Genomic DNA, 16180 nt, shown 5'->3' on the forward strand with positions numbered 1-16180 from the left:
TGGTTTGAGAATCAATAAATAATTTATGGATTTTAACACTAACAGCTTTTGCCCGGTTGAATTGTATCAAGGCTTAGGAGTTTTTGGGAATAAACCAAACTATAATTCTCTGGGTATCATGATAGGGCTAGTCTAAAATCAATGTTACCTAACGATTATTGCCAAATGACTTGGCTGGCTGTAACTAGTGCTAATGACTTGGTGGGGTTGTTCCAATTCCCTTTTATGCAACGTGCGATCGCCGGTGCTGTGTTGATGGGAATCTTGGGTGGGATGTTAGGTAGTTTTGTCACCTTGCGCCAACTATCTTTTTTCAGCCATGCTGTGGGTCATGCAGCATTAGTAGGCGTGGCCTTAGGTGTGCTGCTACAGTTAAATCCTACTTGGATGCTTTTGCCTTTTACTTTAGTTTTTGGCGTTATTGTCATCTATTTTATCGATAAAACCGATTTAGGTAGCGATAGTGTTCTGAGTATAGTTCTCTCAGGTGCATTAGCGATCGGCGTCATTCTCACCAGCTTCATTCAAGGATTTCGCGGTAACTTGATGGGGGTTCTGTTCGGGGATATTCTCGCGATTGATGCTACAGATTTAATCTTGACGCTACTTGTGCTTGTGGGAGGCAGCATATTCTTGCTGTCTACTTTACGTCAGCAAATTTTGTTGACCCTTAACCCAGATGTGGCTCAGGTTCAGGGCATTCCCGTTCAATTATATCGCTATGGGTTTGTGGTTCTGCTGTCACTAGCCGTAGCCGTAGCCATCAAAGCAGTCGGGGTTTTGCTAGTTAATGCTTTTTTGGTAATTCCCGCCTCTACTGCCAAACTGATGAGTCATCAGTTTAACCAGTTTTTGCTCATGTCGGTGATTGTCGGTGCTAGCAGCAGCGTCGCTGGGATGATGGTTTCGGGGATTTTCAACCTAGCCTCTGGTCCGAGTATCGTTCTTGTCCAGTTTCTCGTATTCGTCGCTGTTTTCATCTGGGTTAAGTTGACCATGAAAGCCGCATAAACTTTTTTTCTTTAACCCCTTGCAAAATCATTTTAAGTTTGCTACATTGATTAATCGTGGCGAACAAACGACAAGAGCCACAAAACGACCCCAATATCCCCGCCGGGATAGCTCAGTTGGTAGAGCAGAGGACTGAAAATCCTCGTGTCACCGGTTCAAGTCCGGTTCCTGGCATAATCCAAAAACCCTTGAAATTCAATGATTTCAAGGGTTTTTTGCTTTCTCATCCCTGAAAATAGAGAACAAATGTTCTACTATTTATAGCAACCGCCAAAGTGCTTAGGACATTAACTGATGATAAAATCTAGACACAATCAGACTTGTAACCCAGCGATGCACTGAGCTTGCCGAAGTGTCCCCAGCGATGCACTGAGCGGTCGTTGTGTCCCCAGTCCCCAGTCCCCTGCTATATCTCAATTTTGGACATTTTTGGATACCTTTAGATACAAATTGGGTGTAAATTGGGTGTAAAAGAGTTAGAGCAGACGTTACGAACCATGACACAAGCACTACAAAAACTAGTTACATTTGATGAATTTGTAGAATTTCTACAAACTCAGCCTGAAAACAACCGGTATGAATTATATGATGGAGCCATTATTCAAATGCCACAACCAAAAGGAAAGCATGAAGAAATTATTGCTTTTTTAGTAATGATTATAATGGTCGAATGTCACAGTCTTAAACTCGAATACGGTATATCAAATAAGGCGCTAGTACAGGCTGAAAATAAACAATCTGGATACTTCCCAGATATTCTTGTAATGAATCTTTCCCATCTAGTAAACGAACCCCGATGGCAAGAAGAGTCTATTTTAACTCAACCAGAATCAATACCATTAGTGGTTGAGGTGGTTTCAACTAACTGGCGTGATGATTATTACAAAAAGTTAGCTGATTATGAAGAAATGGGTATTAAAGAATATTGGATTGTGGATTATTTAGCTTTAGGTAGCAAGGTGTTAATAGGTGACCCCAAACAGCCAACACTCACAATTTACTCTTTAAATAATGAGGACGAATATCGTAGCAAACAATTTAGAGGTACAGACCGCATAGAATCGCCTACATTTCCCGAATTAAATTTAACTGCTCAACAGATTTTTCAACCAAACAATAGCTAACTGGTCGCTGGTAGTGGTCGCAGTGGTGCGGCTGGGTGTTTTGTTGTGGGGTGTGGCTGTGGGGGCTCTTGCGTGTATAGCGTGCTTAATTATTAATGAAAGTCGATTAAATTGCTTTAATAACAAGGCTTATAGGCGTTTATAATTTGATTTTTAGTAACAGTAGCTCAAATACAAAAAATAATGGCTTTTATCGGAGCCAGGCAAGGGTTTCAAACTTATTTTTTAACAAATTCAGCACGCTAAGTACGGAAGAGCCGCTGTGGGGTCGCTGTGGGGTGTGAAATTGGTACAGTTTCATTCAGGCAAGAGGCAAAAAGTGCGAAAATAATCGCATATTCAGGTTAACTTCGTTGACACTCTCCTGCCTTTAGGCGAGGAGATTCTTTAAAAGGAGATACCAGGAATGGCATTGCTCGTACCACAACTCCCAGAACCGTTTACCCGTATCCCGGTGTCGTGCGATGCGCGGTGTCAATTGCGCCTACTCCCTCCAAGCAGTGCGTAAACTGCCCATTGGGTCTACTTATCGTATGCTTGTTACTCACTCACTTAATTGTCCTTGCTTGTGGGGGCTGGGACTGGAGTACAGAGTACCGAATTACCCATGTAGAGTAACAGCCTTTTAACCAGAACGTCCCGCCACTGGGAGTTTCACCCACCAATTAAGGTCCTAGTTGCTGTGCTGATTATACCATGTAAAGCCGTCCTAGAAGGACGGGGTTTGGGACCCATTTTTCTGATGAAATTTCTCGGTATTGATTTCGGATGGAAATCGCAACCAAGCGGATTATGCTGCTTAGAATGGACAGGTGAACAACTACAACTACTCGACATAGATCGCCAAGAATCCATAGCAGATATCCTCAACTGGATTGATCAGAGCATACAACCACAAGAACCAGCACTCATCGCTGTAGACGCACCCACACTGATTCCCAACGTCAGCGGTAGTCGCCTAAGCGACAAACTCAGCCACAAATACTTTGGGAAATATCACGCTGGCTGCTATCCAGCCAATCTCAGCTTACCCTTTGCCGATCGCACCGTAAACTTTGGCTTAGAATTAGAATCTCGCGGTTTTGTCCACGCACCCACAATTGAACCACAAAAACCCGGCAGATATCAAATCGAAGTCTTTCCCCACCCAGCAATAGTGAATCTCTTCAAATTAGAACGCATCCTCAAATACAAAAAAGGGCGCCTGTGCGATCGCCGTTTAGAACTCATCAAACTTCAGGAATATATTCTCAATATCCTTCCCACCTTAGAACCAAGCTTAAATATTGAAACCATCGATAAAGACAAACAAATAGCCAATAATCTGCGTACATCTGCGTCCATCGGCGGTATATTATCTGGTGAAATTCCTACTACAGGTGCAGCCCTCAAAGCCATTGAAGACAAGCTAGATAGCCTCATCTGCGCTTACGTAGCTGCTCACTGGTGGTATTGGGGAGAACAACGCAACCTCGTACTAGGCGATCGCACCACTGGTTACATCATCATCCCCAGGTAAGGGAGCGGGCGCAAGGCCTAGATCCCCTACCTCGACACCTATCGTGGGGGCGCAAGGCCTAGATCCCCTACCTGGTGGTATTATTTACTGTTATTCAGCCCAAGCAATCAATCTTGGTTCATAGGGACTAGAGAGGTCTTTGTGTTTTGGTAAGACGCGCAAAGACAAGCCTTGCAAGCCAGAGGTAGTGTAGGTGATATCCACCGTGTAAATACCTAACCCTCCTATATCTTCACCTTGGTAATTCATGACCACGGGGACAGCGTTGACAATTTCACCATTGGCATCGATCGCACCTTGGTAGAGTTCTACTTGGACATCGTTGTTTGTCAGGGTTGCTAAGTCAACTTTCGCTTTCACGGTAACAGTTTGGTTAACTTCGATGTCTGCTTTTGCGGATACGTCGATATCTTTGATTTTGATATTAAACCAATGTTGACTGAGTTTTGCTTTCCAAGCCGCTAATTCCTTAGCTGGGAGGTAGTGATCATTCGTGAGGGTTTGGTAGCGATCGCTGGCTGGGAAATATGCCCTTTGAGCATATTCTCGCACCATCCGCGCTGTATTAAAGAACGGACAGTTTAAGCGAATCGCATCTTTCATTTTATCAACCCAGGGACGGGGTAAGCCATCGACATCGCGATGGTCGTAAAATAGGGGTACGACTTCTTTCTCTAGCAACTCGTAGAGCGCGTTGGCTTCGACTTCATCTTGATAATTGGGATCATCGTAATTTTCCCCATGTCCAATCGCCCAACCAGTGCGGACATAATCAGCTTCGTCCCACCAGCCATCGAGAACGCTTAAATTTGGTAATCCGTTCATGGCTGCTTTCATCCCACTGGTACCCGATGCTTCCCGTGGACGACGTGGGGTATTTAACCAGATATCACACCCAGCTACCATCAAGCGCGAGATGTGAATATCGTAGTTAGGAACAAACACCACTTGTTTTTCTAAATGTTGTTCGCGGATAAAATGATTGATATCACGGATGAGTTCTTTACCGGGAATATCTTTGGGGTGTGCTTTCCCGGCGATGACGAATTGAACTTTGCGGTGTTTATTCCCCAGCAAAATTCGCTTAATCCGTTCTAAATCGCGCATCCATAGGGTAGCGCGTTTGTACGTAGCAAAGCGACGCGCAAAACCAATAGTTAAAACGTTGGGATCTAAAACTTCTTGGGCTTGGGCGATGTCCGAGGCCGAAGCACCGCGATCGCGCAAATGTTTGACTAAATGCTCACGCACATACAAAATCATATCTAAGCGGCAGCGTTCGTGATTACGCCACAACTCTTCATCAGGAATGGCGTCCATCCGCTCCCACAAGGGGCTATCTGGTGGTGCTGATGACCAATTGGGTCCCAAGTAGCGATCATAAAGCTCCTGAGTCGATTTAGCCACACAACTGCGAGCATGGACACCATTGGTAATGGCTGCTATTGGCACTTCATCTACAGGCACCTTCTTCCACAAACCCTGAAACATCTGGCGTGACACCACACCATGTAGCTGGGCGACACCGTTACAAAATGTTGCCATCTTCAACGCCAACACCGCCATACTGAAAGGAGCCGATAAATCACCTGTATTCTCACGTCCCAGTCCTAAAAATTGTTCTTTAGGCAAGTCAAAAATATCTGCATAGTAACCCAGATAATACAATACTTTGTCTGGAGCAAACAAGTCAATTCCCGCTGGTACTGGTGTGTGGGTGGTGAAGATGTTACTAGAAGCTACGACCTGTCTAGCATCAGCATAACTCAAACCCTCTTCCTGAATTAAGATCCGGATACGCTCAAGGGCGGAGAAGGCGGCGTGACCTTCGTTCATGTGGTAAGCAGTTACCTCATAGCCCAAAGCTTTCAACATTTGTACACCACCAATCCCCAGCATGATTTCCTGGTGGATACGCATATCGATATCCCCACCATACAGCTGATCTGTGATGTCGTGGTCGTAAGGGTTATTCGGTTCAATGTTGGTGTCGAGTAAATACAGTGGTACCGTTCCCACCTGTACCCGCCAAACTCTGGCGTATACCTTTCTTCCTGGATAATCTACTGCAATCTGCAGTTCCGAACCATCAGAGTTGCGTTCCAGGTGTAAGGGCATATTATAGAAATCGTTGATCGGGTAGCGTTCTTGCTGCCAACCATCGGCATTGAGATACTGGGCAAAGTACCCTTGCTGGTATAGTAAGCCCACACCCACAAGTGGTAGACCCAAATCACTAGCAGATTTGAGGTGATCCCCTGCGAGAACACCTAAGCCGCCAGAATAAACCGGTAAACAATCTACCAAGCCAAATTCAGCCGAAAAATAGGCGTAGCATTCTTTTGGCTTTTGACTGCGTTGTTTGCGATACCAAGTCAGCTCTTGCAAATAATCTTCTAACTGACGCGCAGCTCGATCCATTTGCGCCAGGAAGCCCTCATCTTCGACAACTTCCAACAACCGCCCTTGCGAGATTGTACCCAGCATCAACACTGGGTTATGATGGCTAGACTCCCACAAATCCGGGTCTAAGCGACGAAATAAATCTTTAGTCTCAACATTCCAATCCCAGTGCAAGTTATACGCTAACCGCCGCAGCTGTTCTAGTCGCGGTGGTAGTGAAGGAGATACATTGAATGTACGAATGGGCTGCATAGATTGGGAATACTCCAAGTGTAGCTATGGTTATTGTTTACCGTCTTTAACCAATGTTGCCAATTGTTTATACTCTATTTGTGAAAATACTCTAACTTTATTAAGAATTGATAAATATCACTAGTCGATAGGACATGGGGTATGGGACATGGGGGATAGGGCAGGAAAAATTAACCAATGCCCAATGAATGTCGTACACTAAACCAACAAAGAGAATTGTAACAAAGACTACAAAAAGTTGGTTTATTTAAAGAAAGAGGATACCCTAGTAGTCTGCCAACCCAACTTTGTTTGGCTTGTAATGATTTATTCGCAGTCAGGACTTTAATCCTCACTACGAACCCATCAAAATTCGGTTGTCAGACTATTAAGGATATATATTTAGTGTTCCAAAATACTGTGCTGAGGAGAAAAACTCATGATTGCAACGCCTCTGCTACCGCTGGAAGCTCCTACTCCTGCCCATATTTGCCCTCTTGCTCAAGCCTGTAGCTACCTAGAAGCTGCAGCCAAAGAATTACAACTAGACCAAGGAATTGTCGAGATCCTCAGCAACCCGCGTAAGGTGGTGACGGTTTCTATCCCCGTGAAATTGGATAATGGCCAAGTGCAGGTTCTAGCTGGACATCGGGTGCAGCACTCGAATATTTTAGGTCCATATAAAGGGGGAATTCGTTACCACCAAGCTGTAACACTGGCGGAAGTGTCCACCCTAGCAATGCTAATGACATGGAAATGTGCATTGTTGGGTATCCCCTACGGTGGTGCTAAAGGAGGTATTGCCATAGATCCTAAACGTTACAGCCCTGGGGAATTAGAACGGATCACCCGTCGTTACACCAGCGAATTAATTAAAGATATCGGTCCTGCTATAGATATACCCGCACCAGATATGGGTACATCTGCCCGTGAAATGGCTTGGATGATGGATACTTATTCTGTGAATGTCGGTCATGCGGTGCCTGGGGTTGTGACTGGTAAACCACTTTCTATTGGTGGTTCAAGAGGACGGGAAATGGCAACCGGACGTGGTACAATGATTGTTGTCCGTGAAGCGTTGGCAGAACAAGGTAAATCTCTCGACGGCGTGCGAGTAGTTATCCAAGGTTTTGGTAATGTCGGCTGTGCAGCAGCTGAATTGCTACACCAAGCAGGCGCCAAAATTATCGCTGTCTCCACAGGTGCAGGGGGAGTATACTGTGAAACAGGTTTGGATATTCCAGCATTGAAAGCCTACGCTGCTGAAAATCGCAGAAGTGTTGTTGGTTATCCACAAGCAACAGCAATTAGCAATGCAGATTTATTAACTTTGCCCTGCGATGTTTTGATCCCAGCCGCTTTAGAAAACCAAATCACTGTAGAAAATGTGAATCAGGTGCAAGCGCAGATAGTTGCAGAAGCTGCGAATGGTCCGATAACTCTAGAGGCGAACTTGTCACTAGAGGCGCGGGGTGTGACGGTGCTACCAGACATTTTAGCAAATGCTGGTGGTGTGGTGGTCAGTTATTTGGAGTGGGTGCAAGGTCTTTCCTACTTGTTCTGGGATGAAGAACGTGTCAACCGAGAAATGGAACACTTAATGGTGCAGGCTTACCGTCAGGTGATTCAACAATCGCAGCAGCGACAGATTACCCTACGGTTAGCAGCTTATACTTTGGGGGTCGGTAGAGTTGCTCAGGCGCTGACTGATAGGGGTATTTATCCTTAAGCTTCCCCACTCTCTAGTTCTGCTAGGATACAGAGTCGCGAATTGTGGGTTTAATCCCTCATAGGACAATACAGTTCAGTTAAGGAAAATTGTCGTAGGGGCACGGCATCCAAAATTTTTTCTTCTAATGACAATTTTATTCGTGCCGTGCCCCTACAGTGTATATCATTAGAGCCTAACTGAACTGTATTGCCTCATAGGACGGGGAAATCAGGGTTTTTAGCTTGGTTCGATGACCTTGCGGGGCGCAAGGCCTTGCGCCCCTACCACAATCGTCCTGACAGCTTCAAAAAGCTTTGAGTTCAGAGATCGGATCTGGAGCAACATTTTGAAGATTATATAACGAGAGAAAATCACGCCATTCTTTTTGATGATTGGTGCGATATTCGACAAGTTGGCTTAGGGCTTCATACCAGATGTTATTTTCAAGATAAGGAATGTATTTATCTTCAGGTTTTGTGTTATTCAGCCGCTCTGCTAGGCTGGAATCAAGGTCAACCCGTTTAATCCAGCCATGAACATCGATCTTGGTTTGTGTACCTTGCTCATTCACACAAGTAATGGTAAAATACCAGTTATATCGTTGATCAACAGAGAGTGGTTTTTCGGTAGAGGGAAGGGAAAAGTAAACAATGCCTTCTTTGTCAGGTAAAGATAATTCCAGTGGTTTTGACAAAACAGACTTTTTCTGTTCATTCAGGAGCCTGAATTTTGCTGGGGGGGACTGAGAAGACTTACCAAAGGGTACATAAAACCAAAATTTAGGATGCTCTTCGGTAGTCAACGCCTCGTTGCTTTGAGGAACTAAAGCAATCAGGTTTTTGGTTTCTAGCTGGGAGCATTGCGAACGAGTCGCTCCACCACCTGATCGCCCGGAAGCAGCCCCCTCGGGTCTGGGACGATTAAAAATACCCCCAAATTGTGCTTGTGCTTCTGGGGGATAAATCACAGAGAGCAAGCTAGCAGAAAATAGAGTTGTGAGCGTGCAGATGGTAATTACCTGCCGCGAGAGTGTAAACTTCAGCCTGTTAAACTTTTCGTAATTCATGGGTTAAAAAAAGAACTCCGTAGCCAGTAGTGATTAATGCCAAAGCTGGCGGTACCAGAGGTACCCAACCGCTTTGGAAAACTAGAGTGAGATAGCAGGCGATGTACAGACAGCCAACAGAGGTGATCGCACCAACTAATAAATACAGCGTTTGTTGCGATCGCCAACAAATGATCCCTCCGACCAAAGACCAGCCAAACATCCACAGCGTTTCATAGCCAACCGACCACCACCAAATCAGGGGACGATTATCTAAAACGGCGCTGATCATCTGGCTAATCATCTGACCATGTAAGGTCATACCTGAAACATCTCCATAGGGTGTATTCCAGTAGTCGGCTTGTCTTGCTTGTCTATCAGTAAATCCAATTAGTACAATGCGATTTCTGATCAGATCAGCAGAAACCTGATTTTTTAGAACATCTAAAATATTGACTCTAGGGGCAAAATTATTCGGATCACCCTTGTGGATACGGTATTTAAGCATCGTTTGATACCCCGCAAGGCGATTATTCTTGTCCTGGTAGCCACCACCATTTCCTGTCAGTGGTGGAATCTCCGTTTTGCCAAATTGCATATTCCGCACATATTGTTTAGTATTTAAATCTAAAGGAGAAATATATTGCTGATTCTGTGCTTCTAAATAGCGATGGGTCATTACCAGGTTTAAGGCTTCCCTTGTCTTGCAATATTGGGGGTCTGGTTTTTGCATGAGGTAACTACGCCGTATAAAGCGACCACCACTGATATCATCCCACCGTTCTCCATAGTGAAAAAATTCTTCAACAGCAGCACTAATCGCTACGACTTGACTTTTTCTGTAGGTGCTACGCCAATCAGCGGGAATTGGGCATTGATTTGGTGACGAGCATGACCTATCAATTGCATTACGCCTGCATCTGTACCGCCATCCACAATACATGCTCCTAAACTTTGAGCAATTGGGGCTAGTACTTCGACAAACAGGTTTTGGATACGCACAAAGTCCGCTTCGCTAATCTGACTTGCTCCACCGACAATAACTAAAACCGGATGTGAACCAAGAAGTCCCATTCGCTCAAGCACATTAGACAATTCTGCTGGTTCGGATACTCTAGCTAATGTCGCTGTTTGCCCTTGATTGAAACTCATGCTAAAAAGATTTTCCATGCCCTGGAATTGAAGTGTTGAAAAACTCCATATTATTCTATAAATAAATAATAAATCAATCAATCAATCAATAATTTCCTTATAACATAATAACTATACAATTAGTATTCGATTTCTGAAATACTACTTAAGTATATCGGCTATTGAACCGTACTGGCTTTGGTCGTCATTGCATCAGGATTTTTGGCGTCGAACGATGATCATCTGTAAGGGCGCAAGGCCTTGCGCCCCTACCCCCCCCCATCATCCTCGCATCAGGATTTTTGGCGGCGAACGATGATCATCTGTAAGGGTTTGGGTACACCTGAAACCGTTGCTGGGGATATTGCCCTGAATGCGACAGGAGAAATCAAAGTTGCTGATAGTGGGAGCCGAATTCTTAATGAAGTGCGTGAGGGAGCAAAAGGCAATGGGGGTAATATTACCGTCGATACTGGTTCTTTGTCATTAGTAAATGGCGCTCAACTTTCGGTTCTTGCGTACTTAACGTGCTAAATTTTTAATTACAGTCGATAACTTTGTTTTAAAATCAAGGCTTACAGGCGCTTATAGCCAAAATTTTAATCATCAGACCTAAAAGGCAGTAAATAATGGCTGTCATCTTATCCCAGTCAATTCAAGCACAAGATATTATTTATCGCTGGCAATGGCAACTAGGGCGGATTCTCTGCCAAGGAGAAAGCCAATGCGACAACCAGGAAAAATTTACAGAGGCGATCGCAGCCTATACGGAAGCATTTAATACTGTACAAGATATCCGGGGTGATTTGATGGCCACTAACGCAGATATGCAGTTTTCCTTTCGGGAAAATGGGCTCTTCCGTACTTAGCGTGCTGAATTTGTTAAAAAATAAGTTTGAAACCCTTGTGTGGCTCCGATAAAAGCCATTATTTTTTGTATTTGAGCTACTGTTACTAAAAATCAAATTATAAACGCCTGTAAGCCTTGTTATTAAAGCAATTTAATCGACTTTCATTAATAATTAAGCACGCTACACACGCAAGAGCCCTTGTAGGCTTTTAACATTCTGCTTACCAAACTACATTCACTATGGTAAGCTAAAGCCGTACTAATGTAAAGTCCCCCTAGAAGGGGGAGGTTTTCAACCCATTTTTCTGATAAGTTGAAAAAATAGGCATTCTTGGATTAATGGGATAAGTTCTTTGGTTGGCTGGTGTCGTTCAATTTGATAAAGCTATCAAAAGCATACCATGCCAAAACATACCAGGGAATAACTTCCAATTGCACGCCCTTAACAAGTAACTGTCTCACAGCTAACATACCTAATCCCATAGGAAAAAGGAAGCGCAGATCAACGGCACCATTTGTAGCTTGTTCAATTCGTTTGTTCAAGTCAACCACTGCATTCGTTACCCCCGTTGATGCATCAGGGTTCTTCTCAGTAATATCGGCAACAATTATTCCCATATCCTCTAGTGCAGCGAGGACATTTTCTAGGCTATCATCTTTACCATCGTGGTTGATAAGAATACTACCATGATGAATATTAGTTCTGACCTGACTAATATTTGGTTGTGCTTCTAATGTATGGGCAATACGTTGCATTTCTTTGGCTTGACGATAGGGTTGAGACACTCTCAACCGTAGTCTTCCTGGAGTATCACTAATAACTTTTGTAGATATAACTTTAGATGGCATTTTTCAATTTATTGGCTCATTCATTCATTCATCAAAGTAATACCAATTAAAAAAATCTTTGCAACACATCGATAATCTGTAGGGGCGCAAGGCCTTGCGCCCCAAAAGCTTTCAAAATATGTCAAGCACCATGATCGGAAGTGCTATCAAGGGGGGTAAGGCCAGCTTCAAAGGTTGAGATTTCCCTATCTTCAGCAAGTTCAGCACGCACCTCGGCTATAATGTCCTCCAAAGTTTCTCCGAGTTCAGCAAAGGTTCCCTTGCTCTTTTCGTAGGCGACAATTCCGCCTTTGATTAGTGATTTCGCTACGGGTTTACTAATTCCAGCTACCACGGGTAGTATCACAGGTGCTAGTAGTACTGCGCCAATACCAGCGATAATTCCAGGGACGCCGGCGTCTTCAACAAAATCAGTAATTTTAAATGCCATAATTCAATTACCTTTTATACTGGTAAGTTAGCCATAAAGTCTAAGGTATAAGATAGACATGGAGCCTTCATGTGAGCCACTACACTTGATAAATCTTGAGTTTCAGCCTCAGCAGTGATTGTTGTATCTATCGGTTCATCTGCTTGGTGTTCTGTAGTTTTAATGGGATTTATCGGTGGATTCTTCTGCAAAGCCAACTCCAGCAAATTTATCCAATGAGATATGCTAATGTCACTAGGCTGATAGGCGATCGCTATCGATGCTGCATCATCATTCACACGCACGCTTGTTACTTGGGGATCATTTTTGAGTAATGTTTCCAATCGTCGCCCATAACCCCGATCTTCGGCGATTTGCGGTACATGAAACCTAATTCGTCCAGGAATTATATGGACAATACTATAGGCAATTTTTGCAAGTTTTGTTGTTATGTCAACTTTTGATAAGGGTAATTGCGGTTGAGAATCTTTGCTCGTTTGTGATGGTATAACTTCCGGTTCTAGATATTCAATTACCCACCGAGTTGCATCCGCCGTAATCATGTAGATTGGAATTGCTGCTAAACCGTGGATTCCCAGTCCTCCTGTCAGCACCAACCCGGTGATTAAGGGAATCAACGAAATGGATTGTTCCTTCCAAAAATCCAGAGATTTCCATTCAGCAAAGGGATCTAAGTGAGGTGAAATTGGGGGCTGATAAATGCTAAATTGTTGAAGTATCCCCAAAATTTGCGGCAATGACAGTTGATTTTCATCAAAACTGACAATCAAACTACCAGTTTGCTGATTGACTACAACTTCTTTTATTCCCGGATGCTGTTGTAAACATTGGGATATGGTCTCTATTTTTGAGTTAAAACCACCTTCAATAGCACGGATGCGTACACGCCCAGTGGTTGCATGAACAATTTGACATCTGTCGGAAGATAGTTGCACTGCATTTTGATCAACTTTTACTTCTTCGCTTTGGCTCTGACTAGAGATTAAATCAGAAGATATTGCCACCTGGGAACGGAACTCGTCGCGACTACTAATAGGGATGCTCATTTACCTGATAGCTGCACCAAGTCAGAGGTTAACATCAGGTTAACTCTAACTTATCCTCGCGACTCATATATCTTTCTCAAGAGTTATCTTGATCGATGATTCTTTATAACCCACATTCCGCACCCACAAACTGTACACCAATCCCCAATCCCTAGTCCCTAGTCCCCAACCCCTGGTCACTGAGCGGAGCCGAAGTGCAATCCCCTTTGATATTCCTGTTCAGTAATCATATCAAGAGTATTTTCTAGACGATCTACAAAAACGATACCGTCGAGATGGTCGTACTCATGTTGAAAAATCCGGCCGACAAAATCAGTTAATTCCTGTTGTTGTAAATTGCCATTACGATCAGTATATTCAACTGTTATCGCCTGATATCTTGGAACTAATCCTCTAATTCCGGGAACACTCAAACAACCTTCCCATCCTTTGACAACTTCCGAAGAATGAGCTATAATTATAGGATTAATCATAGCTGTAGGTTCCATTTCTGGGGCGTTGGGATACCGAGGATTAGGACGAGAAGCGACAATAAATAAACGTACAGATTTAGCAACTTGAGGCGCAGCAATTCCCACGCCGTTAGCCTTGACAACTGTAGCCATTAAATCTTCTATTAGTTGTTGAATGCCCTCATCTTGGATATTGTCAATGAAGGCAGCTTTTTGGCGGAGTGTGGGATTACCTAATTGAATAATTGGTGCTAATTCAGCCATGAGTAAAACTCCTTTGAGTAATCAAGTGTTAGAGCGTGTTGGAAAAGTTTTGGGCGAATGAAGGTGACTACTACACTAGCATTGTCCGCACTTCGACAAGCTCAGTGACCACCTGCGCGGACTAATGAGAAATCTTCTCTACGTAGCCTTCGGCGTCGCAGACAGACGCTACGCGTAGCTTGCTTCCACGTAGTGGTACGCTCCGCGTCTGGTAGAGAAGGGTTTTGAACCCGCGCAGGTGGTCACTGAGCTTGTCGAAGTGCGGGTTTTGTCTGTGTAGCCGCGATTTCTAATCGCCTGGGCTGGTATTGAATTAGACTTTTCAAACATCCTCTTAGCTCGACTTTATCCAAAATTAAGAACTTGGTTCTCCTTATAGGGCAAAAATCCTGGCTTTTTGGCAAAAACTTTTTCCATGTCACTGATTCACGGTGAAATTAAAAAACTCAAACTATCGCCCCATATAGCTTTCAGCGTTAGTGATCGCCTTCATGGAAAATGGATAAAGTCGAGCTTAGAGCATGTTGGAAAAGTTCTCGGCGAATAGAATTGACTGCGGCACATCAAAACCGACTTTTCAAACATCCTCTAACTCCAAACTCCCAACTCCTAACTCCTAACTCCTAACTCCTAACTCCTAACTCCTAACTCCCAACTCCTAACTCCTAACTCACATCTGACGCTGTACTGGTAAAGGTGCGGGTATGACTGCTATTGGAACAGTTTGTCCATTGCGTTCCACTTGGATTTGCAAGGGACTACCGATTTTGCTATTTTCTACCAGCTTTTGTACGTCTTCAATTGTGGTGACAGGCTGATTATTAATACTGCGAACCACATCACCGGGTCGTAGTCCAGCAAGTGATGCGGGAGAGCGCGGGACGATATTAATTAATAATACGCCCTTATCTGCTATGATATTAACGCGATCGCCAAATTTACTAATTATTCTTGCCTTAACTTCTGGTGTCAGCGTTACCATCTGAATCCCCAAATAGGGATGATCAGCCTTACCTGTGGTAATCAATTCCTGGGCAATTTTTTGTACAGTATTGATGGGAATGGCAAATCCCAACCCTTGAGCGCCTTTGATAATCGCTGTGTTCATCCCAATTACCTGACCACGAATATTTAGCAGTGGTCCGCCAGAGTTACCAGGGTTAATCGCCGCATCGGTTTGCAAATAATCAACACGCTTGTCACTAGCACCAATATCTCTACCAGATCGACCTGTAGCACTGATAATTCCAGAGGTAACGGTATTATTTAGACCTAAAGGATTGCCAATGGCAATTACCGCCTCTCCTGGTTGTAAGATATCAGAATTACCAATAGACAGAGTTGGTAGGTTATTGGCAGCAATTTTGATCACCGCAACGTCTGTGACTGGATCTTCACCCATGACTTTGCCGTTAAAACTCCGACCATCTTTGAGTGTAACAGTTACAGTGTCAGCACCATCCACAACATGGGAATTGGTTAAAATTTGACCAGACGAATTAATAATAAATCCAGAACCACTACCCCGTTCTACCCGTTGTCTAGGTTCTGATGGCTCATTTCCTCGAAAAAATCGCCCCAAAATTGGATCTTCAAATTCCTCTGGTCTTTGAGAAATCACCGTTCTCGAAGAATCAATCCGAACTACAGCAGAACCGACCTTTTGCACAACAGCAACCACAAAGTTAGGGTCTCCAGACGATGAGAGAATAGGCGGTGGGACAACTGATAGGTTAGGGTCAGTTGTTTGTTGGGGTGGCACCTGAGACTCAACATTGTTATTTTGATTCTCGAAGGTGTTGGCAGGTAGAAGCGAGCAACCGCCCAGAAACACTACTGCGCTTACTGTTAATAATATTAACATCATACTGCGTTCTCCTGACTGTTGAGGCATAGATGTTGTATCAATATCTGGCTGCTCACCATTATGCTTTTTGATGATCATGTGTCTTAGCTTCTCCGTGTTAGTCAGCGGGTGGTAGGATATTGCCTACCGGGTGTGTCCCAGAATGATTACAACTTAAAAGCTTGTTCCAGGTCTAGAGCATGGGGATGCTAAATTAGTCTTTGCTTAGATCTTCTCGTGTGACGATTGGCAGCAAAGGTGGCAAATG

Annotated in this window: 15 protein-coding genes and 1 tRNA gene; 7 read left to right on the top strand and 9 right to left on the bottom strand. The window is 43.9% G+C overall.

The features are described from left to right. Positions 1 to 141 precede the first annotated feature (141 nt). From HEQ19_30470 to HEQ19_30485, 4 genes are all read left to right on the top strand, one after another. Positions 142 to 1011 (top strand): metal ABC transporter permease, encoded by an 870-nt coding sequence (locus HEQ19_30470; protein ID WYM03153.1) that lies wholly within the window; start codon positions 142 to 144, stop codon positions 1009 to 1011. Positions 1012 to 1112: 101 nt separating this feature from the next. Further along, positions 1113 to 1185 (top strand) — tRNA-Phe (locus HEQ19_30475). 323 nt (positions 1186 to 1508) lie between these two features. Continuing rightward, on the top strand, positions 1509 to 2135 hold the full coding sequence (locus tag HEQ19_30480) for a Uma2 family endonuclease (protein ID WYM03154.1): 627 nt from the start codon (positions 1509 to 1511) through the stop codon (positions 2133 to 2135). Positions 2136 to 2877: 742 nt separating this feature from the next. Then, on the top strand, positions 2878 to 3654 hold the full coding sequence (locus tag HEQ19_30485) for a DUF429 domain-containing protein (GenBank protein ID WYM03708.1): 777 nt from the start codon (positions 2878 to 2880) through the stop codon (positions 3652 to 3654). 90 nt (positions 3655 to 3744) lie between these two features. Here the strand turns inward: HEQ19_30485 and glgP are convergent, their stop codons facing one another. Beyond that, a complete protein-coding gene (glgP, locus tag HEQ19_30490) occupies positions 3745 to 6309 on the bottom strand; it encodes an alpha-glucan family phosphorylase (protein WYM03155.1) in 2565 nt (854 codons plus the stop codon). A 418-nt stretch (positions 6310 to 6727) separates the two neighbouring features. On the opposite strand from glgP, the gene HEQ19_30495 reads away from it, so the two are divergent. Further along, the gene (locus HEQ19_30495) at positions 6728 to 8017 is read left to right on the top strand and encodes a Glu/Leu/Phe/Val dehydrogenase (GenBank protein WYM03156.1); all 1290 of its coding nucleotides are present in this window, start codon (positions 6728 to 6730) and stop codon (positions 8015 to 8017) included. A 286-nt stretch (positions 8018 to 8303) separates the two neighbouring features. Here the strand turns inward: HEQ19_30495 and HEQ19_30500 are convergent, their stop codons facing one another. From HEQ19_30500 to HEQ19_30510, 3 genes are all read right to left on the bottom strand, one after another. After that, a complete protein-coding gene (locus tag HEQ19_30500) occupies positions 8304 to 9065 on the bottom strand; it encodes a DUF928 domain-containing protein (protein ID WYM03157.1) in 762 nt (253 codons plus the stop codon). Continuing rightward, positions 9046 to 9777 carry a CHASE2 domain-containing protein gene (locus tag HEQ19_30505; protein WYL98147.1) on the bottom strand — a complete coding sequence of 244 codons (732 nt, stop codon included), beginning with the start codon at positions 9775 to 9777 and terminating at the stop codon, positions 9046 to 9048. The genes HEQ19_30500 and HEQ19_30505 overlap by 20 nt, the downstream gene beginning before the upstream one ends. An 89-nt stretch (positions 9778 to 9866) precedes the next feature. Then, a complete protein-coding gene (locus tag HEQ19_30510) occupies positions 9867 to 10214 on the bottom strand; it encodes a hypothetical protein (GenBank protein ID WYM03158.1) in 348 nt (115 codons plus the stop codon). Positions 10215 to 10490: 276 nt separating this feature from the next. On the opposite strand from HEQ19_30510, the gene HEQ19_30515 reads away from it, so the two are divergent. Next, positions 10491 to 10709 (top strand): hypothetical protein, encoded by a 219-nt coding sequence (locus HEQ19_30515; protein ID WYM03159.1) that lies wholly within the window; start codon positions 10491 to 10493, stop codon positions 10707 to 10709. Positions 10710 to 10804: 95 nt separating this feature from the next. Further along, the gene (locus tag HEQ19_30520) at positions 10805 to 11044 is read left to right on the top strand and encodes a hypothetical protein (protein WZI67074.1); all 240 of its coding nucleotides are present in this window, start codon (positions 10805 to 10807) and stop codon (positions 11042 to 11044) included. Positions 11045 to 11361: 317 nt separating this feature from the next. Here the strand turns inward: HEQ19_30520 and HEQ19_30525 are convergent, their stop codons facing one another. The 5 genes from HEQ19_30525 to HEQ19_30545 all read right to left on the bottom strand — a co-directional run bounded on the left by HEQ19_30525 (position 11362) and on the right by HEQ19_30545 (position 15960). Then, positions 11362 to 11874 (bottom strand): HMA2 domain-containing protein, encoded by a 513-nt coding sequence (locus HEQ19_30525; GenBank protein ID WYM03160.1) that lies wholly within the window; start codon positions 11872 to 11874, stop codon positions 11362 to 11364. A 121-nt stretch (positions 11875 to 11995) separates the two neighbouring features. Continuing rightward, positions 11996 to 12304 (bottom strand): DUF5132 domain-containing protein, encoded by a 309-nt coding sequence (locus HEQ19_30530; protein ID WYM03161.1) that lies wholly within the window; start codon positions 12302 to 12304, stop codon positions 11996 to 11998. A 14-nt stretch (positions 12305 to 12318) separates the two neighbouring features. Beyond that, positions 12319 to 13350: an HMA2 domain-containing protein gene (locus HEQ19_30535; GenBank protein ID WYM03162.1), complete on the bottom strand. Its 1032-nt coding sequence runs from the start codon at positions 13348 to 13350 to the stop codon at positions 12319 to 12321. A 176-nt stretch (positions 13351 to 13526) separates the two neighbouring features. Further along, positions 13527 to 14066 carry a peptide deformylase gene (gene def / locus HEQ19_30540; protein ID WYM03163.1) on the bottom strand — a complete coding sequence of 180 codons (540 nt, stop codon included), beginning with the start codon at positions 14064 to 14066 and terminating at the stop codon, positions 13527 to 13529. Between the two features lie 670 nt (positions 14067 to 14736). Continuing rightward, on the bottom strand, positions 14737 to 15960 hold the full coding sequence (locus HEQ19_30545; GenBank protein WYM03164.2) for an HhoA/HhoB/HtrA family serine endopeptidase: 1224 nt from the start codon (positions 15958 to 15960) through the stop codon (positions 14737 to 14739). Positions 15961 to 16180 lie beyond the last annotated feature (220 nt).

The organism is Gloeotrichia echinulata CP02, assembly GCA_038087035.1.
Lineage (GTDB): Bacteria > Cyanobacteriota > Cyanobacteriia > Cyanobacteriales > Nostocaceae > Gloeotrichia > Gloeotrichia echinulata.

Coding starts and splice junctions, on each gene's coding strand:
- HEQ19_30545 (WYM03164.2), bottom strand. CDS start 15,960: ATGCCTCAACAGTCAGGAGAACGCAGTATGATGTTAATATTATTAACA.
- HEQ19_30510 (WYM03158.1), bottom strand. CDS start 10,214: ATGGAAAATCTTTTTAGCATGAGTTTCAATCAAGGGCAAACAGCGACA.
- HEQ19_30535 (WYM03162.1), bottom strand. CDS start 13,350: ATGAGCATCCCTATTAGTAGTCGCGACGAGTTCCGTTCCCAGGTGGCA.
- HEQ19_30520 (WZI67074.1), top strand. CDS start 10,805: ATGGCTGTCATCTTATCCCAGTCAATTCAAGCACAAGATATTATTTAT.
- HEQ19_30530 (WYM03161.1), bottom strand. CDS start 12,304: ATGGCATTTAAAATTACTGATTTTGTTGAAGACGCCGGCGTCCCTGGA.
- glgP (WYM03155.1), bottom strand. CDS start 6,309: ATGCAGCCCATTCGTACATTCAATGTATCTCCTTCACTACCACCGCGA.
- HEQ19_30525 (WYM03160.1), bottom strand. CDS start 11,874: ATGCCATCTAAAGTTATATCTACAAAAGTTATTAGTGATACTCCAGGA.
- HEQ19_30495 (WYM03156.1), top strand. CDS start 6,728: ATGATTGCAACGCCTCTGCTACCGCTGGAAGCTCCTACTCCTGCCCAT.
- HEQ19_30500 (WYM03157.1), bottom strand. CDS start 9,065: ATGAATTACGAAAAGTTTAACAGGCTGAAGTTTACACTCTCGCGGCAG.
- HEQ19_30480 (WYM03154.1), top strand. CDS start 1,509: ATGACACAAGCACTACAAAAACTAGTTACATTTGATGAATTTGTAGAA.
- def (WYM03163.1), bottom strand. CDS start 14,066: ATGGCTGAATTAGCACCAATTATTCAATTAGGTAATCCCACACTCCGC.
- HEQ19_30505 (WYL98147.1), bottom strand. CDS start 9,777: ATGCAAAAACCAGACCCCCAATATTGCAAGACAAGGGAAGCCTTAAAC.
- HEQ19_30470 (WYM03153.1), top strand. CDS start 142: ATGTTACCTAACGATTATTGCCAAATGACTTGGCTGGCTGTAACTAGT.
- HEQ19_30485 (WYM03708.1), top strand. CDS start 2,878: ATGAAATTTCTCGGTATTGATTTCGGATGGAAATCGCAACCAAGCGGA.
- HEQ19_30515 (WYM03159.1), top strand. CDS start 10,491: ATGATCATCTGTAAGGGTTTGGGTACACCTGAAACCGTTGCTGGGGAT.